26 protein-coding genes, 1 pseudogene and 1 riboswitch are annotated in these 24,761 nt (G+C 68.1%); of the genes and pseudogenes, 5 read left to right on the plus strand and 22 right to left on the minus strand.

The genetic code is table 11. The features are described 5' to 3' along the window. Positions 1 to 80: 80 nt before the first annotated feature. Positions 81 to 683: an HAD family hydrolase gene (locus ISP17_RS14060; protein ID WP_404634182.1), complete on the minus strand. Its 603-nt coding sequence runs from the start codon at positions 681 to 683 to the stop codon at positions 81 to 83. Positions 684 to 755: 72 nt separating this feature from the next. Then, a riboswitch (yybP-ykoY riboswitch) is annotated at positions 756 to 925 on the plus strand. Between the two features lie 9 nt (positions 926 to 934). Between ISP17_RS14060 and ISP17_RS14065 the strand changes: the two genes are divergently transcribed. Beyond that, positions 935 to 1,513: a TMEM165/GDT1 family protein gene (locus ISP17_RS14065; protein ID WP_404634184.1), complete on the plus strand. Its 579-nt coding sequence runs from the start codon at positions 935 to 937 to the stop codon at positions 1,511 to 1,513. Positions 1,514 to 1,647: 134 nt separating this feature from the next. Here ISP17_RS14065 and ISP17_RS14070 read toward each other — a convergent pair whose 3' ends face one another. The 9 genes and pseudogenes from ISP17_RS14070 to ISP17_RS14105 form a co-directional block, all read right to left on the minus strand. Continuing rightward, positions 1,648 to 2,013 (minus strand): hypothetical protein, encoded by a 366-nt coding sequence (locus tag ISP17_RS14070; protein ID WP_404634186.1) that lies wholly within the window; start codon positions 2,011 to 2,013, stop codon positions 1,648 to 1,650. Positions 2,014 to 2,031: 18 nt separating this feature from the next. Then, positions 2,032 to 3,282, minus strand: a complete 1,251-nt coding sequence (locus ISP17_RS14075; RefSeq protein ID WP_404634188.1) for a molybdopterin molybdotransferase MoeA — start codon at positions 3,280 to 3,282, stop codon at positions 2,032 to 2,034. A gap of 22 nt (positions 3,283 to 3,304) precedes the next feature. Beyond that, positions 3,305 to 4,459: a ThiF family adenylyltransferase gene (locus tag ISP17_RS14080; RefSeq protein WP_449757876.1), complete on the minus strand. Its 1,155-nt coding sequence runs from the start codon at positions 4,457 to 4,459 to the stop codon at positions 3,305 to 3,307. A gap of 30 nt (positions 4,460 to 4,489) precedes the next feature. Then, a pseudogene (locus ISP17_RS19535) lies at positions 4,490 to 4,894 on the minus strand (molybdenum cofactor biosynthesis protein MoaE); the annotation flags it as partial. Next, complete coding sequence (locus tag ISP17_RS14085) at positions 4,891 to 5,133, minus strand: MoaD/ThiS family protein (RefSeq protein ID WP_404634192.1); 243 nt, start codon at positions 5,131 to 5,133, stop codon at positions 4,891 to 4,893. The gene ISP17_RS14085 and the pseudogene ISP17_RS19535, both read right to left, overlap by 4 nt. Then, on the minus strand, positions 5,130 to 5,723 hold the full coding sequence (locus ISP17_RS14090) for an NTP transferase domain-containing protein (RefSeq protein WP_404634194.1): 594 nt from the start codon (positions 5,721 to 5,723) through the stop codon (positions 5,130 to 5,132). The genes ISP17_RS14085 and ISP17_RS14090 overlap by 4 nt, the downstream gene beginning before the upstream one ends. After that, on the minus strand, positions 5,720 to 6,217 hold the full coding sequence (gene moaC, locus ISP17_RS14095; protein WP_404634196.1) for a cyclic pyranopterin monophosphate synthase MoaC: 498 nt from the start codon (positions 6,215 to 6,217) through the stop codon (positions 5,720 to 5,722). The genes ISP17_RS14090 and moaC overlap by 4 nt, the downstream gene beginning before the upstream one ends. An 18-nt stretch (positions 6,218 to 6,235) precedes the next feature. Next, complete coding sequence (gene moaA / locus ISP17_RS14100) at positions 6,236 to 7,300, minus strand: GTP 3',8-cyclase MoaA (RefSeq protein ID WP_404634198.1); 1,065 nt, start codon at positions 7,298 to 7,300, stop codon at positions 6,236 to 6,238. 1 nt (position 7,301) lies between these two features. Next, positions 7,302 to 8,507, minus strand: a complete 1,206-nt coding sequence (locus ISP17_RS14105; protein WP_404634200.1) for a molybdopterin molybdotransferase MoeA — start codon at positions 8,505 to 8,507, stop codon at positions 7,302 to 7,304. A gap of 224 nt (positions 8,508 to 8,731) precedes the next feature. Here ISP17_RS14105 and fdhD point away from each other — a divergent pair, with 224 nt between their 5' ends. Together fdhD and ISP17_RS14115 are read left to right on the plus strand one after the other, a co-directional pair. Beyond that, a complete protein-coding gene (gene fdhD / locus ISP17_RS14110; RefSeq protein WP_404634202.1) occupies positions 8,732 to 9,604 on the plus strand; it encodes a formate dehydrogenase accessory sulfurtransferase FdhD in 873 nt (290 codons plus the stop codon). Beyond that, positions 9,601 to 10,434, plus strand: coding sequence for an NAD-dependent protein deacetylase (locus ISP17_RS14115; protein ID WP_404634204.1), 834 nt, complete (start codon positions 9,601 to 9,603; stop codon positions 10,432 to 10,434). Before fdhD ends, ISP17_RS14115 begins: the two co-directional genes overlap by 4 nt. Before the next feature lie 7 nt (positions 10,435 to 10,441). Here the strand turns inward: ISP17_RS14115 and ISP17_RS14120 are convergent, their stop codons facing one another. The 5 genes from ISP17_RS14120 to folD all read right to left on the minus strand — a co-directional run bounded on the left by ISP17_RS14120 (position 10,442) and on the right by folD (position 16,196). Next, a complete protein-coding gene (locus ISP17_RS14120) occupies positions 10,442 to 11,311 on the minus strand; it encodes a fumarylacetoacetate hydrolase family protein (RefSeq protein WP_404634206.1) in 870 nt (289 codons plus the stop codon). 116 nt (positions 11,312 to 11,427) lie between these two features. After that, positions 11,428 to 11,919, minus strand: a complete 492-nt coding sequence (tadA, locus tag ISP17_RS14125) for a tRNA adenosine(34) deaminase TadA (RefSeq protein ID WP_404634208.1) — start codon at positions 11,917 to 11,919, stop codon at positions 11,428 to 11,430. Between the two features lie 79 nt (positions 11,920 to 11,998). Then, positions 11,999 to 13,591, minus strand: a complete 1,593-nt coding sequence (gene guaA, locus ISP17_RS14130) for a glutamine-hydrolyzing GMP synthase (protein WP_404634210.1) — start codon at positions 13,589 to 13,591, stop codon at positions 11,999 to 12,001. 192 nt (positions 13,592 to 13,783) lie between these two features. Next, a complete protein-coding gene (gene guaB, locus ISP17_RS14135; RefSeq protein ID WP_404634212.1) occupies positions 13,784 to 15,241 on the minus strand; it encodes an IMP dehydrogenase in 1,458 nt (485 codons plus the stop codon). 97 nt (positions 15,242 to 15,338) lie between these two features. After that, positions 15,339 to 16,196 carry a bifunctional methylenetetrahydrofolate dehydrogenase/methenyltetrahydrofolate cyclohydrolase FolD gene (gene folD, locus ISP17_RS14140; RefSeq protein WP_404634214.1) on the minus strand — a complete coding sequence of 286 codons (858 nt, stop codon included), beginning with the start codon at positions 16,194 to 16,196 and terminating at the stop codon, positions 15,339 to 15,341. Between folD and ISP17_RS14145 the strand changes: the two genes are divergently transcribed. Beyond that, complete coding sequence (locus ISP17_RS14145; protein WP_404634216.1) at positions 16,195 to 16,839, plus strand: GNAT family N-acetyltransferase; 645 nt, start codon at positions 16,195 to 16,197, stop codon at positions 16,837 to 16,839. The genes folD and ISP17_RS14145 overlap by 2 nt on opposite strands. A gap of 16 nt (positions 16,840 to 16,855) precedes the next feature. Here the strand turns inward: ISP17_RS14145 and der are convergent, their stop codons facing one another. From der to ndk, 7 genes are all read right to left on the minus strand, one after another. Then, complete coding sequence (gene der / locus ISP17_RS14150) at positions 16,856 to 18,253, minus strand: ribosome biogenesis GTPase Der (RefSeq protein WP_404634218.1); 1,398 nt, start codon at positions 18,251 to 18,253, stop codon at positions 16,856 to 16,858. 212 nt (positions 18,254 to 18,465) lie between these two features. Further along, complete coding sequence (gene bamB / locus ISP17_RS14155) at positions 18,466 to 19,677, minus strand: outer membrane protein assembly factor BamB (RefSeq protein WP_404634220.1); 1,212 nt, start codon at positions 19,675 to 19,677, stop codon at positions 18,466 to 18,468. Further along, entirely contained in the window at positions 19,674 to 20,324 is a 651-nt protein-coding gene (locus ISP17_RS14160) for a YfgM family protein (protein WP_404634222.1), read from the minus strand. Before ISP17_RS14160 ends, bamB begins: the two co-directional genes overlap by 4 nt. Positions 20,325 to 20,507: 183 nt before the next feature. Next, entirely contained in the window at positions 20,508 to 21,488 is a 981-nt protein-coding gene (locus tag ISP17_RS14165) for a helix-turn-helix domain-containing protein (RefSeq protein ID WP_404634224.1), read from the minus strand. Next, positions 21,485 to 22,285, minus strand: coding sequence for a type IV pilus biogenesis/stability protein PilW (gene pilW, locus ISP17_RS14170; RefSeq protein WP_404634226.1), 801 nt, complete (start codon positions 22,283 to 22,285; stop codon positions 21,485 to 21,487). The genes ISP17_RS14165 and pilW overlap by 4 nt, the downstream gene beginning before the upstream one ends. Continuing rightward, positions 22,275 to 23,426 carry a 23S rRNA (adenine(2503)-C(2))-methyltransferase RlmN gene (rlmN, locus tag ISP17_RS14175; RefSeq protein ID WP_404634228.1) on the minus strand — a complete coding sequence of 384 codons (1,152 nt, stop codon included), beginning with the start codon at positions 23,424 to 23,426 and terminating at the stop codon, positions 22,275 to 22,277. Before rlmN ends, pilW begins: the two co-directional genes overlap by 11 nt. 8 nt (positions 23,427 to 23,434) lie before the next feature. Then, positions 23,435 to 23,860, minus strand: a complete 426-nt coding sequence (gene ndk / locus ISP17_RS14180; RefSeq protein WP_404634230.1) for a nucleoside-diphosphate kinase — start codon at positions 23,858 to 23,860, stop codon at positions 23,435 to 23,437. 230 nt (positions 23,861 to 24,090) lie between these two features. Here ndk and ISP17_RS14185 point away from each other — a divergent pair, with 230 nt between their 5' ends. Next, positions 24,091 to 24,705 (plus strand): TetR/AcrR family transcriptional regulator, encoded by a 615-nt coding sequence (locus tag ISP17_RS14185; protein ID WP_404634232.1) that lies wholly within the window; start codon positions 24,091 to 24,093, stop codon positions 24,703 to 24,705. Positions 24,706 to 24,761: the final 56 nt, after the last annotated feature.

The raw sequence follows: 24,761 nt of genomic DNA on the forward strand, positions 1-24,761 counted from the left end.
GTCTGCAGCAACCCGTGGCGTTGCAGTCTCAACGCCGCACGCAGCTGCCCGATGGCGCAGGCCGGGCACAAGACGCCGGCTCAGACTGTCGGCACGGCCTTCTGCCAGCGATAGACCGGGTGGTGCGCCAGCGCCAGCAGCTCGCGGTCCTCGATGGTGTCGCCGTAGGCGTAGATCCGCCGGTAGTCGGGCAATGCCAACTGTTCTCGCACGCGTGCCGCCTTGGCCGCACCCGCGCAGTCGCCGCCGCGATACGTGCCGGTGAGACGGCCACCGTCCGCTTCCAGCTCGCTGCAGATCAGCTCCAGCCGGTGCGCGCGGCACCACGGCACCAGATACGCATCGAGCGAGGCCGACACCACCACGATGCGGTCGCCGCGCTCGCGGTGCCATGCGAGTCGCGCCATCGCCTCGGGCCGCAGCACGTGCGGCAGCCGCTCGCGTGCGTAGCGCGCGCCCAGCGCGCGGATCGACTCCGCATCACGTCCGCCGAGCACGTGCGCGGTGACCTGTCGCCGCACCGCCGTGCCGGAGACGAACCCGAGCTTGTAGCCCAGCCATGGCCACAGCAGCTGCCGCCACGCCCGACGGCGGAACGCAGCCGGACTGACATAGCCGAGAAACGGCGTGTAGGTGTCGCCGGTGGTGATGGTGCCGTCGAAGTCGAACAGGGCCAGATCCATATGCGCATTCCATCCGTGAAGCGCGGCAGCATAGGCGGACCCGGCATCGCCGTGAAGGACCGCCTCGGCTATCATGCGCGGGTCATTGGGGAGTAGCCGCTCTTCGCTCGAAGAGGCTCGCGTCAACACACTTGGCCCACCGGCCATGGCGCAAGCAGCCCACCTGCCTGGCAAGACCTTTGACCACACGTCTTCGCATGGGCCGGGGAGACGTGTGGTCAACCGTCTTTCGACCGGCCCGGACGTATCCCATGGAAGCTCTGCTCGTATCCGCCGGCGTCGTCGCTCTTGCGGAAATCGGCGACAAGACCCAGCTGCTCGCCTTCATCCTCGCCGCGCGTTTCAAGAAGCCGCTGCCGATCATCGCCGGCATCTTCTGCGCAACGATCGTGAACCACGGCCTCGCCGGCGCGTTGGGGGCGTGGATCACCTCGGTGGTGAGCCCCGGCGTGTTGCGCTGGGTGCTCGGCGCCTCGTTCATCGGCATGGCGATCTGGACGCTGATCCCCGACAAGATCGAGGAGGAAGAAACCCAGGTGGCCAAGCGCGTGGGCGTGTTCACCGCCACGCTGGTCACCTTCTTCCTCGCCGAGATGGGCGACAAGACGCAGATCGCCACCGTGGCGATGGCCGCGCACTACCCCAACCCGCTGATGGTGGTGGCCGGCACCACGATCGGCATGCTGATCGCCGACGTGCCGGCGGTGTTCGTGGGCGATCGCCTCGCCGCGAAAATCCCGATGAAGCTGGTGCATTCGATCGCCGCGGCGATCTTCGCCCTGCTGGGCATCGCAACCCTGCTCGGCGCCGGCGCGAAGCTGGGGTTCTGACCGCGCCTGCCGATGGCGAGAAGGCCCGCGGAGATCATCGTCCGGCAGCACCACCTGAAGGAGCCCGCTTGCGGGCGATGCCTCCCGCTTTGAATCCACACTCGGAGCAAACAGCGTCGCCCGCGAGCGGGCTCCTACGGTTTCGGTGCGGCGTGACGGGCGGCCTTGAGCCGGCGCGCGCTGTCGCGCACGTCGACGTCGAACAGCAGTGCCAGCGTGTTGGCCGGCGTCGCGCCCGGCAGAGCAAACTGCAGGCCGTCGCGGGTGGGTAATCGCGACGCCAGCTCGCGGACTGCTTGTTCGGGCAAATGAAGCTGGCACCGCTCGGCCGGTCCATCCATACGCGCTTCGGCCTGCGCATGAAGCTGCAGCGTGCAGTGCAGCGTAAAGGCATCACCGGCATGCGTGGCGGCGTCCACTGCGTCGCCGCGAAGCAAGACGGCGAGTTCCTCCTCGTCGATGCGCACGCGCAGTTGCTGGCCGTCGAACTGGAGCTTCATGGCGGACCTCCCATGCGATCAGTGGAACGGGTGCAGCGGCAACGCCGTGCCCGCATCGAGGCTGGCCACCTGCACGATGCGCCCGGCTGCGCAGTCGCCGGCATCCTCATCGAGCACCACCCAACCATCGGCCTGCGTGAACGGCAGGATGCGGAACGGCTGCTGCTGCGACATCACCCGTGCATGCAGCCGGCCGTCGGCGTCCAGCGCGAATGTGGCGCGCAGGAAGTGGCGCAAGCCGGCCTTGGGCTGCTGCGGCGTGTCGAGCACGGCATGCGGGGGCGGCTCGTCGCCCTGCCCCAGCATGGCGCGCAGCACGGGTGCGACGAAGAAACGCATGCCCGCGGCGACCGCCATCGGCGTGCCGGGCAAGGCCATCACCAGCGGACCCTCGGGCAAGGTGGCCGCCAGCAGCGGCTTGCCGGGGCGCATCGCCACCTTGTGGAACAGCTCGTTCGCGCCCAACCGGCGCAGCGCATCCGGCACGAAATCGTAGCGGCCCATCGACACGGCGCCGGTGCTCACCACGAGGTCCGCGCCGGCCTGCTGCGCACGACGCAGCGCGTCGGCGTAGGTGATGGCGGTGTCGTCGACCACTTCGCACGACAGCACCTGCGCGCCGGCCAGCGCGAGCGCGGCGGCGAGGTAGGGACCGTTGGAGCTGTAGATCTGGCCATCGACCAGACTCTGGCGCGGATCGACCACCAGTTCCTTGCCGGTACCGATCACCATCACGCGCGGACGGCGCACCACCTCGACCTCGGCCACGCCGATCGCAGCCAGCAGCATCAGCTGTGCCGGCTGCAGCGACGTCCCGGTATCGAGCACGGCGGCGCCGTGCGCCACGTCGACGCCCGCGTGGCGCACGTTCTGCCCCTCGCTGAGCTCGTCGCGCAGGCGGATGCGCAGCGGCGTGCCGTCCGGCGCGGATTCAAGCAGTTCGGTGCGCTCCACCGCGATGACGGCATCCAGATCATCGGGCATGCGCGCGCCGGTCATGATTTCCCACGCACCGCCGTCCGCGCGGCGAGCTGCATCGCCCGCGGCCTGTGAGCCGTGCACGGCATGCTCACTCCCCGCTTCGAGCGGCTCGGGCGCGGCCAGCGCATAGCCGTCCATCGCGGCGTGATCGAACGATGGCAGCGCGATCGGGCTGCACACCGGCGCGGCCAGCACGCGACCCTGCGCGTCACGCACCGCGCAGCGTTCAGCCGGGAGACGCGCAGCGACCGCAAGCAGTCGCGCGATGGCGTCGCCGTAGCGGATCATCGGCGTCGCGAGCGCGGCAGCATCAGGACGCGGCCGACGTGGTGAGCGCCACCACTCCACCGGCCAGCGACCACGCATCGACCCCGCGCTCGCGCAGCGTGCGTGCCGCCAGCGCGCTGCGCCTGCCGCTGGCGCAGACCAGCAGCACGTGGCGATCGATGCCGGCCAGCGAGCAGGCGGCGATCTCGCCCGAGGGAATGCGCAACGAGGTGACGTGCAGCGGCGCGGCGGCGATCTCGTCGGCCTCGCGCACGTCGACCACGGCAAACCCCGCGGCAATGGCCTCGTCCAGATGGTGGAAGTGCCGCTCGATGTCGTCCTCGGCCTGCGCCTGCTCCAGCGCACGACGGGCCACGGCGACGCAGCCGCCGTGCAACGCGCAGCCGGTCGACGCGTCGATCGGCAGGCGCTGACTGGTGCCGTCGAGCAGGTTGACCAGCTGCAGTGCGTGGTCGGCCGGTCGCGGCAGGCCGAGCAGCAGCTTCAGCGCTTCCATCGCCTGCATCGTGCCGAGCACGCCGGGCACCGGGCCGAGCACGCCCGATTCCACGCAGCTGCCGGCCAGGCCGGGCGCCGGCGGTTCGGGCCACAGGCAGCGCAGGCAGGGTTCGCCGGGCACGCCGGTAACCACCTGCAGCTGCCCTTCGTACTGGTAGACGCTGGCCAGCACCACCGGCGTGCCGGTGAGCACGGCGGCGTCGCTGGCGAGGTAGCGGCTGGCGAGGTCGTCGGTGCATTCGACCACCAGGTCGTACTGCGCGAATACGTCCACGACGGTTTCCGCGGTGAGCGGCTCGGCATAGGTCTGCACCTGCACCGTGGGGTTGAGCGCGGCGACGCGGCGCGCGGCCAGGTCGACCTTGCGCTGGCCGACGTCGCGGGCGTCGTACATCACCTGGCGATGCAGGTTGCTGGCGTCGAGCACGTCGTGGTCGACGATGCCCAGCGTGCCCACGCCGGCGCCGGCGAGGTAGCTGATCACCGGCACGCCGAGGCCGCCGGCGCCGATCACCAGCACGCGGGCGGCGGCGAGCTTCGCCTGGCCGGATTCGCCGACGTCGCGCAGGCGGGTCTGGCGGGAGTAGTCGGGGGTGAAGTTGGCGCGCTCGGTCGCGTGATGATGCTCATGCGTGTGCGAGTGGCCGTGGTGATTACCGTGCACATGCGGCGCCTCCATCTCGTGCGCGCGCTCGGTGTGCGAGCAGGCGACCCAGGCAGTGTCGCCTTCCAGGTAATGCTCTTTCTTCCAGATCGGCAGGCGGTGCTTGATCTCGTCGATGATGTAGCGGCAGGCGCGGAACGCCTCGTCGCGGTGCGGGGCGGAGGCGCCGATCCACACGGCGAGGTCGCCGATCTTCAGGTCGCCCACGCGATGCACGGCGCTGGCAGCCAGCACGCCGTAGCGTTCGGCCGCCTCGGCCAGGATGCGCTCGCCCTCGGCGATCGCCAGCTCGGTGTAGGCCTCGTACTCCAGGCCGCTGACTTCGCGGCCCTCGTTGTTGTTGCGCACCCAGCCCTCGAACGCGCAGAAGCCGCCGCTGCCGGGATGCTGGAGCTCCTCGCGCAGCTGCGCGAGATCGGCCGGTGCCGCGGTGAGATCGAAGCGCATCATCCGCCGGCCACCGGTGGGATGAAGACGACGGTGTCGCCTTCGGCGAGCGCGCGGTTCCAGTCGCTGAACTGCGTGTTGACTGCCACCTTGAGCGCATCGATCGGCAGCGAGAAACCGTGGCGTGTGCGCAGCTCTTCGTAAAGATCGCGTAGGGTGACCGCGGCGGTGCTCACCTGCTCGGCGCTGGCGCCGGCCTGTTCGCGCAGCTGCGCGTAGTACTGCAGGTTCACGCGGGTCATGGCTGCGACTCCAACTGGCGCTGCATCTGTGCGAATTCCTCCGGGGTGTTGATGTTGTCCAGCGCGTCGCCGGGTGCGGGCAGCAGCACGATGTCGGACTGGATCAGCGTCTTGCGCGGGCAGTAGCTGCCGGCGTCATAGCGTGCCTTCAGCCGCGCGTGGCTGGACGGCTCCCACAGCGCGCACAGCGGCTCGGGCAGGTCGTCGAAACGGCTGGTGAAGACGGTGGCGTCCTTCGCCGGATCGCGCGCGGCGATCAGTGTGCGCAAGGTGGCTTCGTCCAGGCGCGGCAGGTCGCAGGCGATCACCAGCCAGGCCGCCTCGGGATACGCATCCTGCGCGGACAGGATGCCGGCCGCCGGCCCGACCGCGTCGTAGGTATCGACCAGCTGCGGCAGCTGCGCGCGCAGCGGATCGTGGCGCTGCGTCTCGCGCACCGAGACGAAGGCGCGCTCGGTGACCGCCGACAGCACGCGCCACGCGCGCAGCAGCTGCGGCTCGCCGGCGTAGCTAAGCTGCGCCTTGTCGCGCTGCATGCGCTGGCTGGCGCCACCTGAAAGCAGCAGGCCGAAGATCGGTGCGGCACTCATGCGTCGGCCCGCCGGAAGTCGAGGTCGCTCTTGCCGCCGGTCTTGTTGAGCAGGCGCACCTCGGCGATGACGATGTCGTGCGACATCGCCTTGCACATGTCGTACAGGGTGAGCGCGGCGACGCTGGCGCCGGTGAGCGCCTCCATCTCCACCCCGGTGCGGCCCTCGCAGGACACCGTGCAGACGATGCGCGCCTCGACGCCTTCCATGGAGACGTCGACGTGGCACTTGTCCAGCGCCAGCGGGTGGCACAGCGGGATCAGCTGCGAGGTGGCCTTGGCGCCCATCACGCCGGCGAGGTTGGCCACCGTGAGCACCGCGCCCTTGGGCGTGACGTAGCCGGCGCCGTGCAACTGCGCGGCGACCTCGGCGGGAAACACCACGCGTGCCTGCGCCTGCGCGGTGCGCCGGGTGACGGCCTTGCCGCCGACGTCGACCATCTGCGGCTGACGGGCCTCGTCGAGGTGGGTGAGTTTGCTGGAGGTAGGGGACATGGAGTTCCGTCGGGCGGCTCAGCCGCCGATGTAGTGCATCTCGATCTTGGGACGCGAGCGCTGGCGACGCTCCTCGCGCTCCTCGCTGTAGCGGTCGCTGCGGCGCAGCCACACCTGGCGCAGACGTTCGCGCACGGCGTCGTCACTGCTGCCATCGCGCAGCGCCGTGCGCAGGTCGGTGCCCTGCACGGCGAACAGGCAGGTATAGAGCGCGCCTTCGGACGACAGCCGCGCGCGCGAGCAATCGCCGCAGAACGGCTGGCTCACCGAGGAGATCACGCCGATCTCGCCCTGCCCGTCGCGGAAGCGGAAGCGCGTGGCCACCTCGCCCTCGTACTTGGGCGGCAGCGCATCCAGCGGCCAGCGGGCGTGGATCGCGGCGATCAGCTCGGCCGAGGGCACGACCGCCTCGCGGTTCCAGTCGTTGCGGTTGCCCACGTCCATGTATTCGATCAGCCGCGGGATGATGCCGGTGCCGCGGAAGCGCTCGACCAGGTCGAGCACGCTGTGTTCGTTCACGCCGCGCTGCACGACGGTGTTGAGCTTGATGCCCTGCGGGAAGCCAACCGCCTGCGCCGCCTCGATGCCGCCGAGGACGTCTTCCAATGCGCCGCGGCCGCCGCTCATGCGGTGGAACAGCGCGGGGTCGAGCGTGTCCAGGCTGACGGTGACGCGATCCAGACCGGCGTCGCGCAGATCCTGTGCCTGGCGCGCCAGCAGCACGCCGTTGGTGGTCATCGCCAGATCGGTGATGCCGGGGATGCGCCGCAGCCGCGCCACCAATTCGGCCAGCTTTGGCCGCAGCAGCGGCTCGCCGCCGGTGAGGCGCAGCTTGCTCACGCCCAGCGAGGCAGCGAGGCGGCTGATGCGCTCGATCTCGTCGAAGCTCAACCGCTCGTCGTTGCGCAGGAAGGTGAAGTGCTCGCCGTAGGTGGACTCCGGCATGCAGTACGGGCAGCGGAAATTGCAGCGATCCATCACCGAGATGCGCAGGTCGTGCATCGGGCGGCCGTGCCGATCCAGCGGCGCCTGCGGCGACGGCGTCTGGGTGGCGATCTCGGTGATGGCGTGCGGATCGGTCATGTCACCAGCGATACAGGGGGGCTACGGTGCCGGCGGGTGCGGCGTGGTCCGACGGTGCCAGCTCCACCACGCCGTCGGTATGCGGCAGCGCGGAGAAGTCGCCCGAGGTGGGCGCCGGCACCGGCGTGGCCGCGGCGCGACCGGCATCGTCATGATGCACCCGCACGGGTACAAAACAGGTCAAGGCCGGGCTGGTGCCAGCCGGAGCGGCAAGCACCACGCGCTCGGCCGGCCGCGACGTCAGGCCCATCGCCTGCTCCAGCGCCGGTAGCAGGTAGCGCACGGCGCACACCAGCGCCGAGACGGGGTTGCCCGGCAGCGCGAACACCACCTGCCCCCGCGGGCCGATACCGAACCACATCGGCTTGCCCGGCCGCTGGGCGATGCGATGCAGCACCTTGTCCACGCCCAGCGCACGCAGCGCCTCGGGCACGAAATCGCGCTGCCCCACCGAGACGCCGCCGGACAGCACCAGCACCTGGCAGGTGGCGAGCAGTTCGGCCAGTCGCGCGGTGGTGGCGGCCAGGTCGTCGGGCACGCGGGTGAGCTGCACGTCGACGAAGCCGCGATCGCGCAGGGCGGCGGCCAGCGCGCGATCGTTGGAGCGGCGGATCTGACCGTCGGCCAGCGGCTGCTGCTCGACCTCGGCCAGTTCGTCGCCGGTGGCGATGATGGCCACCTTCGGCACTGCGGCCACCTCGACCTCGGCGACGCCGTTGGCGGCGAGCACGGCCAGCTCCGGCGCGCGCAGGCGCACGCCCGGGGCGAGCAGCCGATCGCCTTGGCGGCAATCGGAGCCGCGCGGGTGGATGAACTGCCGCGCCGCCGGCACCCAGCCGTCGACCAGTCGGACATGATCGCCCTCGCGCACCGTCTGCTCGACCGGCACTACGCAGTCGCAGCCCACCGGCACCATGGCTCCCGTGGTCACCTCAATGCAGCCAGCCGAATCGGCCAGCACCTGTCCGGCCATGCCAGCCATCTGGCGACCGGCCACCGTGAAGTCGCGGCGCGCGGCATCGGCCAGGGTGATGGCGATGCCGTCCATCATCACGCGGTCGAACGGCGGCTGGTCGCACTCGGCCAGCACATGCTGGCGCAGCACTCGGCCGGCGGCCGCGTCCAGCGGCACGCGTTCGGTCGCGAACAGCGGCAGGCTGGCGCGGATCCGCTGCTCGGCTTCGGTGACGCTGGGGAGTTCGCTCATGGGGTGGGAAAACCGTCCGTGCGCGGCAACGACGCCTGGCCGCGTCTGGAGAGGAAAGCATGGGGCCGGTGGCTGACTTTGACAACCGCGGCCAAAGTCGAAAAGCGCGGCGCAAACGCCTGTGACAAGCCATTCGGCATCATCGGCGATGCGGTTACACGGCCGCCGCATGCGCGATGCCGCAGGGGCGTGGAGGCACGGGGGCGGCTCGCTATGATGGCGCGATGAAACAGCCTCCTGCCCCTGCCGATCCCACGCCCGGCCACGACGGGCCCGGTTACGACGAGCTCGGTTACGTCCGACGGCACATCACCCGCTGGCGGCACGGCACCGTGGAGGATGCCGACGACTGGGTGGCCGAGGAGCAGCCGATCGCGATGACCTACAACGGTCGCTCCTTCGCCGTGATGATGGCCACGCCGCATGACCTGGAGGACTTCGCGCTGGGCTTTTCGCTCAGCGAGGGATTGATCCGCACGCCGGCGGATCTGCTCGACCTGCAGGTACGCCCGTTGCTGGAAGGCACCGAGCTGGCCATGACCGTGGCTGCCGACGCCCACGGCGCGCACCTGGATGCCGACGGCCAGCGCCTGCTGCCCGGGCGCAGCGGCTGCGGCATCTGCGGCACGCGCCAACTGGAGAACGCGGTGCGCCAGCCCGGCCAGGTGCACGGCGACGTCGGCCTGACCCACGCCGGACTGGAGCGCGCGCTCGCCGGCCTCCATCAGCGCCAGCCGATGAATGCCGCCACCGGCGCCGTCCACGCAGCCGCCTGGGCCTCCGCTGCGGGCGATATCGCGCTGGTGCGCGAGGACGTCGGTCGCCACAACGCGCTGGACAAGCTGGTCGGCGCGCTGCATCGCGGCGACATCGATCCGGCGTCAGGGTTTGCGCTGGTCACCAGTCGCGCCAGCTACGAGATGGTGACCAAGGCGGCCAGCGCCGGCGTCACCGTGCTGGCCGCCATCTCCGCGCCGACCGCGCTGGCGATCGAGCTGGCGAAGAGCGCCGGGCTCACCCTGGTCGGCTTCGCCCGCCCCGGCAGCCACAACGTCTACACCCACCCCGAGCGCCTGCATGCCGGGAGCGGTCGATGAGTGCCCAGGTGCAGGACGCCGCCGATACCCGGCTGCGCGAGTTCATAGACGCCCACCCGCGACTGTTCGTGCTTACCGGCGCGGGCATCAGCACCGACTCGGGCATACCCGACTACCGCGACCGCGCCGGCCAGTGGAAGCGCACGCCGCCGGTGACCTACCAGGCCTTCATGCACGAGCTGGCCACGCGGCAGCGTTACTGGGCGCGCAGCCTGGTCGGCTGGCGCCGCTTCGGCCGCGCCGCGCCGAACGCCACGCATCGCGCGCTGGTCGCACTGGAGCAGCGCGGCCAGGTGGAGCTGCTGGTCACCCAGAACGTCGACCGCCTGCACCAGCAAGCTGGCAGCGAGCGCGTGGTGGACCTGCACGGCCGGCTCGACGAAGTGCGCTGCATGGCCTGCGACTGGCGCCAGGGCCGGCACGATTTCCAGCACCAGCTGGTGACGCGCAATGCGGACTGGGCGCATCTGGATGCCGCCGACGCCCCGGACGGTGATGCCGATCTGGACGGCCACGACTTCAGCCGCTTCGACGTGCCGCCCTGCCCGGCCTGCGGCGGCATCGTGAAGCCGGACGTGGTGTTCTTTGGCGAAAACGTGCCGCGCGAGCGCGTGGAAGCAGCCACCCGCGCCTGGGCCGAAGCGGACGCGGTACTGGTGGTCGGTTCCTCGCTGATGGTGTTTTCCGGCTACCGCTTCGTCGCCGCGGCGGCCAAGGCCGGCAAGCCGGTGGCGACGGTGAACCTGGGTGTGACGCGGGCCGATCCGCTGGTCACGCTGAAGATCGACGCCCCCTGCGCCGAGGCGCTGGAGTTCCTGCTCGAGAGCTGACCCGGCTTCAGAACACGTCGTTGACGAGACGGCCGATGCCCTGGATCTCGATCACCACTTCGTTGCCGCGCCGCAGGAAGCGCGGCGGGTCGAAGCCGGCGCCGACGCCCTCGGGCGTGCCGGTGGCGATGATGTCGCCCGGCTGCAGCGTGATGCCCGCCGAAATCGTGGCGATCAACGTCGGGATGTCGAAGATCAGGTCGCGCGTGTTGGCCTGCTGGCGCAGCTCGTCGTTGACCCAGCAGCGGATGTCCAGCGCGGACGGATCGAGCTCGTCGGCGGTGACCAGCACCGGGCCCATCGGACAGAACGTGTCGAACGATTTGCCCAGGAACCACTGCCCGTGGCGCTGCTGCCAGTCGCGTGCGGTGACATCGTTGACGATGGTGTAGCCGAACACGTGGCCCATCGCCTGGGCCCGCGAAATGCCGCGGCCCGGCTTGCCAATTACCACCGCCAGTTCAGCCTCGTAGTCCACCGCATTACTGGTGCCTTCCGGATACAGGATGGTGTCGTGATCGCCGATGACCGACTCGGGCACCTTGGTGAACACCATGGGATGCTCGGGCACGGCGGCCGACGACGAGGTATCGAAACCACTCCTGGCGAACTCCTCCGCGTGACGCCGGTAGTTCTTGCCGACACAGAAAATGTTGCGTGTGGGGCGCGGAATCGGCGCCAGCAGGTCCACCTCCACGCGCGGGATCGCCGGGCGCATCACGCTGGGAGTGATCGCATCCAGTCCCTCGCGGATCAACGTGAGCATGTCCGGAATGGGGCGGCCATCGAACAGGTCCAGCGGCCTGATCCGCGCGCTCTGCTCGTCCAGCGTACCGACGCCGGTCATGCCGTGATGCAGGTAGGTGACAAGTCGCATGGCGTTCCCGGCGCGGCGAAGAGGAGAGCCCGTGCATGCCTGGCAACGTCACGGGAATGTGAATTCGATCACATTTGCACGCCAGGGGGTGACCCCTCGGGAAAATTTCCTAGACGTCAGCGCTTTGCGCGAAAGAAGTTGCGCAACATGTCCGCGGATTCTTCCGCCAGCAATCCGCCCTGCACCGCGATGCGATGGTTGTGCCGCGGGTCGACGAGCGTGTCGAACACGCTGCCGGCCGCGCCGGTCTTGGGATCGGTGGCGGCGTACACCACCCGCCCGACTCGCGCGTGCACCAGCGCCATCGCGCACATCGCACAGGGTTCCAGCGTCACGTAGAGCGTGGCGCCGGCGATGCGGTAGTTCGCCAGTTTCTCGCCCGCCGCCCGCAACGCCATGATTTCGGCATGGGCGGTGGGGTCGTGCAGGGTGATGTTGCGGTTCCAGCCCAGGCCGACGATCTCGCCATCGAGCACCAGCACGGCGCCCACGGGGACTTCGTTCTCGGCGTCGCGGGCGTGTTCGGCCAGCTGCAGGGCGCGACGCATGTGGGTGGCGTCGGCCTCGCTGAAATCGGGCACATCCTCGGGAGCCACTTCTGTCGACATATCAATTATTTAAGCCATACTCATGAGAAACGGTCCATCGCAGACATTGAGCAACGTCCGCGCAAGACCTTGTTTTTCCTCACTCCCACTCGATTGTGGCGGGCGGCTTGCCACTTATGTCATAAACAACGCGAGAAATGCCGCGCAACTCGTTGATAATGCGATTTGAAACCTTGCCGAGGAACTCGTACGGCAGGTGCGCCCAGTGCGCCGTCATGAAGTCGATCGTTTCCACCGCGCGCAGCGCGATCACCCATTCGTAGGCGCGTGCGTCGCCCACCACGCCCACCGACTTCACCGGCAGGAACACGGCAAACGCCTGGCTGGTCTTGTCGTAAAGATCCCAGGCGCGCAGTTCCTCGATGAAGATGGCATCGGCGCGCGCCAGCAGCTCGGCGTATTCCGGCTTCACCTCCCCCAGAATGCGCACCCCCAGTCCGGGGCCGGGGAACGGATGGCGGTAGACCATGGCGCGCGGCAGGCCGAGCTCGACGCCGATGCGGCGAACCTCGTCCTTGAACAGCTCACGCAGCGGCTCGACCAGCTTGAGCTTCATGTGCGCCGGCAGGCCACCCACGTTGTGGTGGCTCTTGATCACGTGCGCCTTGCCGGTCTTGCTGCCGGCGGACTCGATCACGTCGGGGTAGATGGTGCCCTGCGCCAGCCACTTCACGTTGCCGCCGCTGGCGATGATCTTCTCCGACTCCTCGTCGAAGATCTCCACGAACAGGCCGCCGATGATCTTGCGCTTGGCTTCCGGATCGCTCACGCCGGCCAGCGCGGCGAAGTAGCGCTCGGCCGCGTTCACGCGGATCACCTTGATGCCCATGCCGCCCTTCTCGGCCTCGGCGGCGAACATCGCCATCACCTGGTCGCCCTCCTGCCAGCGCAGCAGGCCGGTGTCGACGAACACGCAGGTCAGCCGGTCACCGATCGCCCGATGCAGCAGCGCCGCCACCACCGAGGAATCCACGCCGCCGGACAGGCCCAGCAGCACGTGGTCGTCGCCCACCTGCTCGCGCACGCGGGCGATCTGGTCCTCGATGATGTTGGCCGCGGTCCACAGCGTGGCGCAGCCGCAGATCTCGGTGATGAAGCGCTTGAGTAGCGCACTGCCCTGCCGGGTGTGGGTCACCTCGGGATGGAACTGCACGCCGTACCAGCGCTTTTCCTCGTTCTCCATCACCGCGACCGGGATGCGGTCGGTGGTGCCGGTGACGACGAAGCCGGGCGGCGCCTTCGAGACGTGGTCGCCGTGGCTCATCCACACGTCGAGACGGTGGCTGTCGGTGTGGTCGCTCAGTCCCGCGAACAGGCGGCTCTGCAGGGTGATGTCGACTTCGGCATGGCCGAACTCGCGTGCGTCGGCCGCCTCGGTGGCGCCGCCCAGCTGCGCGGCCATCGTCTGCATGCCGTAGCAGATGCCGAGGATCGGCAGGCCGCTGTCGAACACCTGCTGCGGCGCGGTGGGCGCGCCTTCCAGCGTGGTCGATTCGGGACCCCCGGACAGGATGATGCCCTTGGGCGCGAACGCGGCAATCTCGGCCGGATCGTGGTCCCACGCCCAGATCTCGCAGTACACGCCCAGCTCGCGCACGCGGCGGGCGATCAGCTGCGTGTACTGCGCGCCGAAGTCGAGGATGAGGATCTTGTCGCTGTGGATGTTTTGCATCGTTCGACCCTTGGGAGGTGCAAATACAACCGCGGCGTCATTCCCGCGAGGCGCGTTTCAACAGCCGGCGGCTGGTCACGCGGAAATCCATCTTGCTCACGCCGCACAGGCCAAATGGATTCCCGCGTTCGCGGGAATGACGTCACGAAGGCTTGGAGACCCGGGCGCGCATGCGCTCCCAGGCTCCGTTCGTCACGAATTGAGCCGGTAATTCGGCGCTTCCTTGGTGATCTGGATGTCGTGCGGGTGTGCCTCGGTGACGCCGGCGCTGGTCACCTTCACGAACTGCGCGTTGGCGCGCACGTCCTCGACCGTCGCCGCGCCGAGGTAGCCCATCGAGGCGCGCAGGCCGCCGATCAGCTGGTGGATGATGTTGCGCAGCGGACCGCGGTACGGCACGCGACCCTCGATGCCTTCGGGCACCAGCTTGTCGGCGTCCGCCTCGTCCTGGAAGTAGCGGTCCTTGGAACCCAGCGCCATCGCGCCCAGCGAACCCATGCCACGGTAGCTCTTGTACGAGCGGCCCTGGAACAGTTCGACCTCGCCCGGAGACTCCTCGGTGCCGGCGAACATCGAGCCGAGCATCACGCTCGAGGCGCCGGCGGCCAGCGCCTTGGGAATGTCGCCGGAGTAGCGGATGCCGCCATCGGCGATCAGCGGGATCTCGTCCTTCAGCGCGGTGGCGACCAGGTCGATAGCGGTGATCTGCGGCACGCCCACGCCAGCCACCACGCGGGTGGTGCAGATGGAGCCAGGGCCCACACCCACCTTCACCGCGTCCACGCCGGCGTGCAGCAGCGCGCGCGCCGCTTCGCCGGTGACGATGTTGCCAGCGATCACCTGCACTTTCGGATAGGTCTTCTTGACCCACGCGGCGCGCTCGATCACGCCCTGCGAATGGCCGTGCGCGGTGTCGACCACCAGCACGTCCACGCCGGCGTCGACCAGCATCGCCACGCGCTGCTCGGTGTCGCCGCCGACGCCGACCGCGGCGCCCACCAGCAGCGCTTCGTTGCGATCCTTGGCGGCGTGCGGGTTGTCGCGCGCCTTCTGGATGTCCTTCACCGTGATCAGGCCGCGCAACTGAAAGTCGTCGTTGACCACCAGCACCTTCTCGATGCGGTGCTTGTGCAGCAGCTGCAGCACTTCGTCCTGGCTGGCGCCTTCCTTCACCGTGACCAGCTTGTCCTGGCGGGTCATGATGTTGCGCACCGGGTCGTCGTGCTTGCGCTCGAAGCGCAGGTCGCGACTGGTGACGATGCCGACCAGCTTGGAGCCGTCGACCACCGGCACGCCGGAGATGTTGTGCGCGTGGGTGAGGCGCAGCACGTCGCGGATCGAGGTATCCGGACCGACGGTGATCGGGCTGCGGATGACCCCGGCCTCGAACTTCTTCACCAGGCGCACTTCGGCGGCCTGCTGCTCGGCGGTCATGTTCTTGTGGATGATGCCGATGCCGCCGCACTGGGCCATGGTGATGGCGAGGCGGGCTTCGGTGACCGTGTCCATGGCGGCGGACACGATGGGAATGTTCAGGTGCAGGTCGCGGGTTAGCCGGGTGGACGTGTCCACATCGCGTGGCAGGATGACCGAATGGGCCGGAACGAGATAAACGTCGTCGTAGGTCAGGGCCTCGGCGAGGATGCGCATGGAAAGGGTTCCCGGCAAAGAGGGAATTATACGCGCCTCCCCCACCCTCTCGCCAGATGTTGCAGTGCGGTCGGATGCCGCCCGCAAGGGCTTGGGGTCATCCCCGGGCGCCAGCCTCGGCCGCTTCCAGGGTATTTTCCATCAGCGTGGCGACGGTCATCGGGCCGACGCCGCCGGGTACCGGGGTGATCCAGCTGGCGCGCTCGGCAGCGGGGGCGAACTCGACGTCGCCCACCAGCCGGCCATCGTCCAGCCGGTTGATGCCCACGTCGATCACCACCGCGCCGGGCTTGATCCACTCGCCCTTGACCAGCCCCGGCTTGCCGACCGCCACGATCACGATGTCGGCCTGCCGCACGAAGCCTTCCAGGTCGCGGGTGAAGCGGTGACAGCAGGTGGTGGTGCAGCCGGCGATCAACAGCTCCAGCGCCAGCGGCCGGCCGACGTGGTTGGACACGCCCACCACCACCGCATGCTGGCCGCGCACCGGACGATCGGTGTGGCCGAGCAGTGTCATCACGCCCTTGGGCGTGCAAGGGCGCAGGCCGAAGCGGCGAAGCGCGAGGCGGCCGACGTTCACCGCCTGGAAACCGTCCACATCCTTGAACGGATCGATGCGGTCGACCAGCGCGTCCTCGTCGATGTGCGGCGGCAGCGGTGACTGCACCAGGATGCCGTGCACCTCGGGATCGGCGTTGAGCCGGTCGATCAGGGCAAACAGCTCATCCTGAGTGGTGGCCGAGGGCAGGTCGAAGTCGAACGAGCGAAAGCCCACCTGGTGGCAAGCCTTGCGCTTGTTGCGCACGTAGACCGAGGAAGCCGCGTCGTCGCCCACCAGCACCACCGCCAGGCCCGGCGCTGCGAGGCCGGCAGCCTGGCGCTCGGCCACTCGCCGGGCGATGCGCTCCAGCAGTTCCTGCGCGATGCGTTTGCCGTCGAGGATGCGTGCGCTCATGATCGTGCCCTACCAGTCCAGCCGAGCATTATCGCGGCTGGCCGCCGACCACACAAACGCCCGCGCCATGCCGATATCAAAACCGGACATCGACACGACTTTCCTGCAAGACGACCGGCTCCTCCTGCGCCCCTGGCGCCTGGCCGACGCCCCGGCCATGGCAGAGGCAGTCCGGGAATCGGTCGATAGTTTCCAGCCCTGGTTGAACTGGTGCAGCGCCGACTACGGACTGGAGGACGCTCTCGCTCATATTCGCGCCTGCGCAACCCGCTGGGTTGACGGCCAGCAGTTCGCCTTTGCTGTGTACGACCGCCACGACGGCACCCTGGTCGGCAGCGCCGGACTGAACCAGTTCAATCGGATCCACCGCAGCGCCAATGCCGGCTACTGGACACGGCGCAGCCGGCAGGGCCAGCGACTGGCTGCCCGCGCGCTGACGATGATCGCGCGCTTCGGATTCGACGAGCTGGGGCTGGTACGGGTGGAGATCGTCGCCGAACCCGGCAACCAACCCAGTCGGCGTACGGCCGAACGGGCCGGGGCGCGCTTCGAAGCGATCGCGCGCCACCGGTTGTGGTTGCACGACCAACCGGCCGACGCGGCCGTGTACGGCCTGCTGCCGGGCGACCTGGCTGAGGACTGAGTCCGGCCTGGATGCCTCAGCGGCGCTTCTTCATCTCGCGGATCATGCGCTGGCGCTTGCGCATCTGCGCCTCGGTGAGCACGTTCTTCTTGCCGGCGTAGGGATTCTCGCCATCGCGGAAGTCGATCCGGATCGGCGTGCCTTCGAGCTTGAAGCGCTTGCGGAAAAAGCCTTCCAGGTAGCGCCGATAGGCCGGCGCGATGTGCTTGGTGCGGCTGCCGTGGATCACGATGGTTGGCGGATTGCTGCCACCCGGATGGGCAAAGCGCAGCTTCGGCGCGTGCCCGCGCACCAGCGGCGGCTGGTAGCTCTCGTAGGCCTTTTCCAGCGCCTTGGTCAGCTCGGACGAGCCCAGTTCGCGCGTCGCCGCAGCATGCGCGCGCACCACGGCACGCATCAGCTCGCGCAGGCCCGAGCCGTGCAGGGCGGAGATGAACACCGTCTTGGCCCAGTCGACGAACACCAGCCGGCGTTCCAGCGCGCGCTGGCACTGATCGCGCTGGTAGGCGTCCATGCCGTCCCACTTGTTGACGGCAATCACCAGCGCCCGACCCTCGTCCATCGCCGCACCGATCAGGGTGAGATCCTGATCAGCGAGGTTCTCGCGCGCGTCGATCAGCACCACCACCACCTGGGCGGCGGCCATCGACTGCAGCGTCTTGATCACGCTGAACTTCTCCAGCGCCTCCTCGACGCGGGCCTTGCGCCGCACGCCGGCGGTGTCGATCAGGGTGTAGCGCTTGCCGTCGCGTTCCAGCGGCACGCGGATCGGATCGCGGGTGGTGCCGGCCACGTCGGAGACGATCAGCCGGTCTTCGCCGAGCAGGCGATTGATCAGGGTCGACTTGCCCGCGTTCGGGCGGCCGACGATGGCCACCCGGATGCTGCCCGACTCTCCTTCGTCCAGCGCATCGGATTCTTCCGGCGGGAGCAGCGGCAGCACGGTGGCGATCAGATCGTCGGTGCCGCGGTTGTGCGCGGCCGACAACGGGAGCGTGGCGTGGATGCCGAACACCGAGAACTCGGCCATCGCGGTGGCCAGGTCCAGCCCGTCGGTCTTGTTGACGGCGGCGATGATCGGCTTGCCGCTGCGGCGTAGCTCGCCGAGGATCACGTGATCCTGCGGCAGCAGCCCGTCGCGCGCGTCGACCACGAACACGATGATCTGCGCCTCGTCGATCGCCAGGCGCACCTGACGCGCCGTGAGCACGTCGAGCGCATCCTCGACGCCCGACAAGCCGCCGGTATCCACCACCACGAAGGGCCGCTCGCCGCTGCGGCAGACGCCGTAATGACGGTCGCGCGTGACCCCCGGCATGTCGGCGACGAGCGCGTCGCGACTGCGGGTGAGCACGTTGAAGAGGGTCGATTTACCGACGTTGGGACGGCCAACCAGGGCGACGACGGGCAGCATGATGGAGCACCTGGATTCCTATGGGCGGGTAGCCCGCGCCGGAATCGGTTTGCGCGCAAGAAAAAAGAGGAGGCGGCAGTGTAAGGCAAGACCCCGCCGGGACGCTCGATCCGCCCCGCGCCGCCGGCAAAAACGAGGCGGCGGCGGCACCGGATGGCTCCGGTGCACGCCGCCGCCAGATGGCAGGTCCGGCCAAGGCCGGACCGGACCGATCAACGCATCGAGAGACGATAGGCGCCGATGTGGCCCTTGATGTCTTCGACATACACGGTGTCGCCGACCACCACCGGTTGGGCGCGGATGGCTTTCTTCGACAGGCGCTCGCGCGCGGCCAGCGCACCGTCACCGGTCTGCAGCCAGTGCACGTAGCCTTCGATGTCGCCCACTACAACGTAATTGCCCTGCACCGCCGGGCTGGTCAGCCAGCGATACTTCAGCGCGTCGTTCTTCCACTGGTCGGCACCGCCAGTCTTGTCGAACGCCCACACCTGCGACTCGTCGTTCACCGCGTAGACGGCGTTGCCGGCCACGTCCGGAGAGCCGAAGCTGGAGAACTCGCGGTTCCACAGCGGGCGGCCGCTGGGGCCGTCGATCGCTTCGAGACTGCCGTGATAAGCGGTGCTGTAGAGCGTGGTGCCATCGAGCACGACGGCGCCATCGGCGTCATTCAGGCGCTCGATGTCGGTACGGCCCTCGCCGCTGGACAGTCGCTGTTCCCACAGCTTGTCACCGGTGTCCTGGCGCAGTGCGACGAGCTTGCCGTCGTCACTGCCGAAGAACACCACGCCGTTGGCGGCGAGCAGCGGGCCGTTTCCGCGCACGCTCAGGAGCGGCACGTTGCCCTGGTCGTAAACCCAGCGGCGATCGCCGGTGGCAGCGTCCAGTCCGTAGACGCGACCGTCCTGGGTGCGAACCAGCACCAGGTCGCCGACGATCACCGGCGCGGTGATCACCTCGGACTTGAGGTCGGCCTGCCAGCGCGGCGAGCCGTCCTTCGACGCCATGCCGTAGACGTGGCCGTCGAGCGTGCCGACGGCCAGCAGGTCGCCCGACACAGCCGGGCCGCCCGCATAGAAGGCGTCCTTGCGCTTCTTGTCGCCCCAGCCAAACCAGCCGTGGGTGCTCGACTTGGTCGACCAGATCGTCTTGCCGCTCGTCGCATCGAACGCGGCGACTTCGCCGTCGGTGCTGGCGGCATACAGCACGCCGGCCACCACCGCTGGCCGCATGCGCACACCCGAATCGCCGGCACCGTCGCCGACGCGGGCGGTCCACAGCTCGGACACCTTGGCAGTCGGCGTGAAATCCTTGGCCAGCGGCGTCGGCGGCTCGACGTTGTCCTTCTTCTTGTTATGGCAGCCGGCCAAGACGACCAGCGAGGACAAGGCGAGCAGCCATACGCATTTCTTCAAAACCGGTTTCATGCACCCTGCTTCCCGGCCGTAGCCAGATCATCGATTTTCAGCTGCAGGGACGACCGCTGAGGTGCGTCTCCGCTCATTGCCGACAATGCCGACTGGTACGCCTTGCGCGCGTCGTCGACCCGGCCTAGCTTGACCAGCACGTCGCCGCGTAGTTCCTCGCGCAACCCTTCGTACTGCTTGCCGGTCAGCTGGCCCAGCGTCGACAGCGCATCCTCGCTCTTGCCCTGGGCGAATTGCACCTGTGCCACGCGCAGCTTGATCAGTGACTTCAGCGCGGGATCCTCGGCATGGGCAAGCGCCCAGTCGAGCGAGGAGCGCGCCTTGTCCAGCTCCTTCGCCTGCACCTGGCGCCGCGCGCGTTCACTGGTGGCGAACACCGCGTAGGTCGATTTGCCGAACTCGTTCTGCAGGCGATCGGTCAGCTGGTCCGCACTGGCGTTGTTGCCCACCGCCTCGGCCGACTGCAGCTGTTGGTACAACTGGGCAGCTGCCGCCCGATTGCTCGCCTGGTGATTGCGCCACTGCTGCCAGCCGAAGATGCCGACCAGACCGATCGCGATACCCACGACGATGGACACGCCGTTTTCGCGCAGCCACTTCTGTACGCGTTCGCTCTGTTCGTAATCGTCGTATGCGTCAAATGCCATGCCATCACCATTGAAAGGTCCGCCGCCCCGCCTGCGGAGCCGGCGCCTGGATTGAGCCGAGGAAGCCGCGACGCACGGGGCGCGCGATCAATATGGGAGCATAACCGAAACCCGCCGCCGAGCGGCAGCAAGCCAGCGCCGGCACGCGAATGTGCGTGCCTCACCGCGCGGTCCACCGAAGGCTCAGACGCCGCGGGGAACGACCTTGCCGTCCTGCAGGTCGAGGCGGAAATGCGCCACGTTGGCACGACGATAGGCGTCCAGCGGTAGAGCCTCGCCATCGACACTCACCTTGGCGCCGCTGGCGTTGCCGAGGCGCACTTCCAGCGACTGGTCGCTGTGATAAGTCTTCTGGCTGCCCGCCGGAAGCAGGCCGTACTCCAGGCGCGAGCCGTCGGCCGCAATCACTTCCACCCAACTGGCATCGGCCAGCGAGAGCGCGAGGCTGTGACCGCCCGTACCCGCACCGTTCGCCACTGGAACCGATGCGACTGGCGGCTTGACGGGCTCCACGCTGATGTTGGGCACCATCGAGGCGAGCAGCGGCTGATCGTTGTCGGCATGGCTAACCGAGGGCGTGGGCGCAACCGTCGCGGTGGCCGTGCCAGAGGAAGCGGCTGACGCGCTGCCGGCCGGCAGCTCCTGCTGCGCCACCGGCGACGCATCGAGCGGCGCGAAATGGCTGATGTCGCGATTGAGCGTGCCACGCACGCCCAGCCACACCATCGGCACAATGATCACCGCCGTCAGCACGACGTAGGTCGCCGCAGTCGCATAGCGTTCAAGCAGATAGCGCGAATGTGAAATGCCGCCGGTGGCCACCAGCTGGGGCTCTTCCTGGCGACGGATGCGCGACACCTCGGCCTGGATCAGCGCATCGTCGAGTCCGAGATGGCGCCCGTACTTGGTGATGTAGCTGCCCAGGTAGACCTGATAGTCGATGCCATCGTACTGGCCGCCTTCCAGCTGGCGCAGCACGCGCGCCGGCAACTTCAGGGCGTGGCCGCAATCCTCCAGGGCCAAACCTTTCAGCTCGCGCGCGGCGCGCAGGCAACTGCCGAAACTGGGCTCAATGGGCTGTGCGGAAGCGCTGATCGGACCGGGCGACGCGAAGAGATCCTGATCGCGGAGTTCCTGGCCTTGCGAAGGGGTCTGCTGGGTCATGGACTGGCGGATTGATCGATGGTGCGAGCCTGGTCCGAATCCGGAAACTGGCTCAGCAACCGCTGGCGGTACGATTGGGCAGCGTCCGTATTGCCCAGGCGGGATTCAATCAGGTAACCCAGCCGGTACGCGTCAGGCGACGGCCGACCGAGCGCATCGAAGCGCTGCAGGAAGGCGCGTGCGCGAAACGCATCACCGCCCTGATAAAGCAGGTTGGCAAGCTGGAACAGGGTCTCGGCGTTGTTCGGATTCTTCTGCAGCGCTTCGCGGAAATCCGCCTGCGCCGCCGCGGCGTTGTTGCTCTTGAGCTGGCACACGCCGGCATTGGTGAGCGCCACGTCGGGCGTCTTGTAGAACGGATCGGCCACTGCCTTGCGGAAGTAGGCTTCGGCTTCCTGCGGCTTGCCCTCGCGGCAGAGGAACGCGCCGAGATTGTTGTTCGGCCCGCCCTTGGCGGGTTCCAGCGCCACGGCGCGGCGATAGTGCAGCTCGGCGTTGGGAAGGTCGTTGATGCGCTCGTAGACCACGGCGATCACGGTGTGCGCGGGCGCATAGTTGTCGTCGAACTGCAGCGCCTTGGTGAGCTTTTCCATCGCGGTCTGCAGGTCGCCGCCTTCCAGATAGTGCTGGCCGAGCTCGGTGTGGATGCGGGCGGCGTCCTCGGCCTGCTGGGCCTTGCTGGTGCGTGGCAAGTGGTCGCCCGAACTGTCCTCGCTGCCGGATCGACTGCCGCCCGTGCTGACGCACCCGGCCAGCAGTGCGCACAACAGCACCCCCCCCCAACGATCAACCCGCATGGACAGCCCCCTGATCCAGACGCTTTTGGAATTCAGCCTGACGGCGCGTTCGATCCAGCACCTGTCCCTTCAGCTGACCGCAGGCGGCATCGATGTCGTCGCCGCGGGTGCGACGGAGCATCGTGAGAATGCCTGCATTGAGCAACTGCGTCTGGAAAGTCCGGATCGTATCGGCATCCGAACGCTCAAAACGTGTCCCAGGAAACGGATTGAACGGAATCAGGTTTACTTTGCACGTCGGCAGGCGACGCATGAACTTGATCAGCTGCCGGGCATGCTCGGGCTGATCGTTGACACCCTTCATCAAGGTGTATTCGAAGGTGATCGAGGTGCGCGGCTTTCGCGCGATCCAGCGCTGGCAGGCCGCTTCGAGCTCGGCGAGCGGATAGCGCTTGTTGAGCGGCACCAGCTCGGTACGCAGCTCGTCGTTGGCCGCGTGCAGCGACACCGCCAGCGAGACATCGATGGTCTCGGACAGCTTGTCGATCATCGGCACCAAACCGGCCGTGGACAGCGTTACGCGCTTGGATGCCAGGCCGAAGCCCAGATCGTCACGCATCAGGCTCATCGCCTTGGTGACGTTGTCGAAATTCAGCAGCGGCTCGCCCATGCCCATCATCACCACGTTGGTGATGCGGCGATTCTGGTGCGTGATGTTGCCCAGGTACTTGGCCGCCACCCACATCTGGCCGATCACCTCGGCGGTGGACAGGTTGCGGTTGAAGCCCTGCGTCGCGGTGGAGCAGAACTGGCAGTTGAGCCCGCAGCCGACCTGGGAGGACACGCACAGCGTGCCGCGGGTCGGCTCGGGGATGTACACCGCTTCGATGGCGTTGCCGCCATCCATGCCGAGCAGCCACTTGTGGGTGCCGTCGGCGGCGGCCTTGTCGAACAACGTCTTCGGCGGACCGACGTAGCAGGTGGCATCGAGCTTGGCGCGCAGCGCCTTGCCCACGTCGGTCATCTTGCCGAAGTCGTCCTCAAGGTGGTGGTAGATCCACTTCATCACCTGCTCGGCGCGATACGGCTTCTCGCCGATCTGCGAGAAGAAGTCCCGCAGACCCTGGCGATCGAAATCGAGCAGATTGACCTTGCCGCCAGCGGCGTTCGGGTCGGAAGGAAGTTGCACCACCTGGTTCACGGCATACCTCAGCGCGGAAAGATTTCCGTCTCGGCGAAGAAGTACGCGATCTCGGCCTTGGCGGTCTCGACGGCATCGGAGCCGTGCACGGCGTTGGCGTCGATCGACTCGGCGAAGTCGGCGCGGATCGTGCCCGGCTTGGCTTCCTTCGGGTTGGTCGCACCCATCAGGTCGCGATGGGCGAGCACGGCGTTCTCGCCCTGCAGCGCGGTGATCATCACCGGGCCGGAGATCATGAACTCCACCAGCGCGTTGAAGAACGGGCGATCCTTGTGCACCGCGTAGAAGCCCTCGGCCTCCTTGCGCGACAGGTGCTTCATCTTGGCGGCCACGATCTTCAGGCCGGCCTTTTCGAAGCGGGCGTAGATCTCGCCGACCACGTTCTTGGCGACGGCGTCGGGCTTGATGATGGAAAGGGTGCGCTCCAGCGCCATACGGGTCTGCTCCGGGATACGGGAAATGAGAAGAGGTTCGGGCCGGCAAAACCGGCGAATTGGAACTAATTCCGACAAGGAATGCGGATTTAGCTCACGAAAGTTTGACAGATTCTAGCTCAATCGCAACCGGCCTGCTCGCCGCCGCAAACGTTCGTTTGACGGCTGAGAAGCCTCCCGCGTATGCTCAAACGATCGTTTGATTCCTGCCCCTGGCGGTGGACCTCTGCGTGAACAATCCGACCTCGACCAAGGAACGCATCCTCGCCGCTGCCGAGGCGCTGTTCGCCCAGCGCGGCTTCGACGGCGCGTCGCTGCGCCAGTTGACGGCTTCGGCCGGGGTCAACCTGGCCGCAGTGAATTACCACTTCGGCTCCAAGGAAAAACTGGTCGAGCAGGTGTTCAAGCGGCGCCTCGACGCACTCAACCAGCACCGCCTGGCCGAACTGGCCAAGGTGGCCGGGCAACCCGGCACCACGCTGGAGGACGTTCTGGCCGCCTACATCCGGCCGGCGCTGGAACTGTCGCACGAAGGCAATGGCTCGTTGTTCATGCGCGTGCTGGCGCGGGCTTTTGCCGAGCACGACGACACCCTGCGCCAGTTCCTGTCGGAAAACTACGGCCACGTCATGCGCCAGTTCACCGCCGAGTTCGCGCGCCTGCTGCCGCACCTGGAGAAGGCCGAGCTGTACTGGCGTATCGATCTGGTGACCGGCGCCCTCACCCATGCCATGTCCGGCTTCGGCATGATCCAGCGCAAGGACAACGTCAGCGAGCAGCAGCACCGCGAGCAGACCGCCGCCCACCTGATCCGCTTCGCCGCCGCCGGCCTGAGCCACCCCTGATGCCTTCCACCGGACGGTTCCGACCGTCCCGTTCCATTTACTGACCTTACCTGCCG

The organism is Dyella ginsengisoli (assembly GCF_044904665.1).
Taxonomy (GTDB): Bacteria; Pseudomonadota; Gammaproteobacteria; order Xanthomonadales; family Rhodanobacteraceae; genus Dyella_A; species Dyella_A ginsengisoli.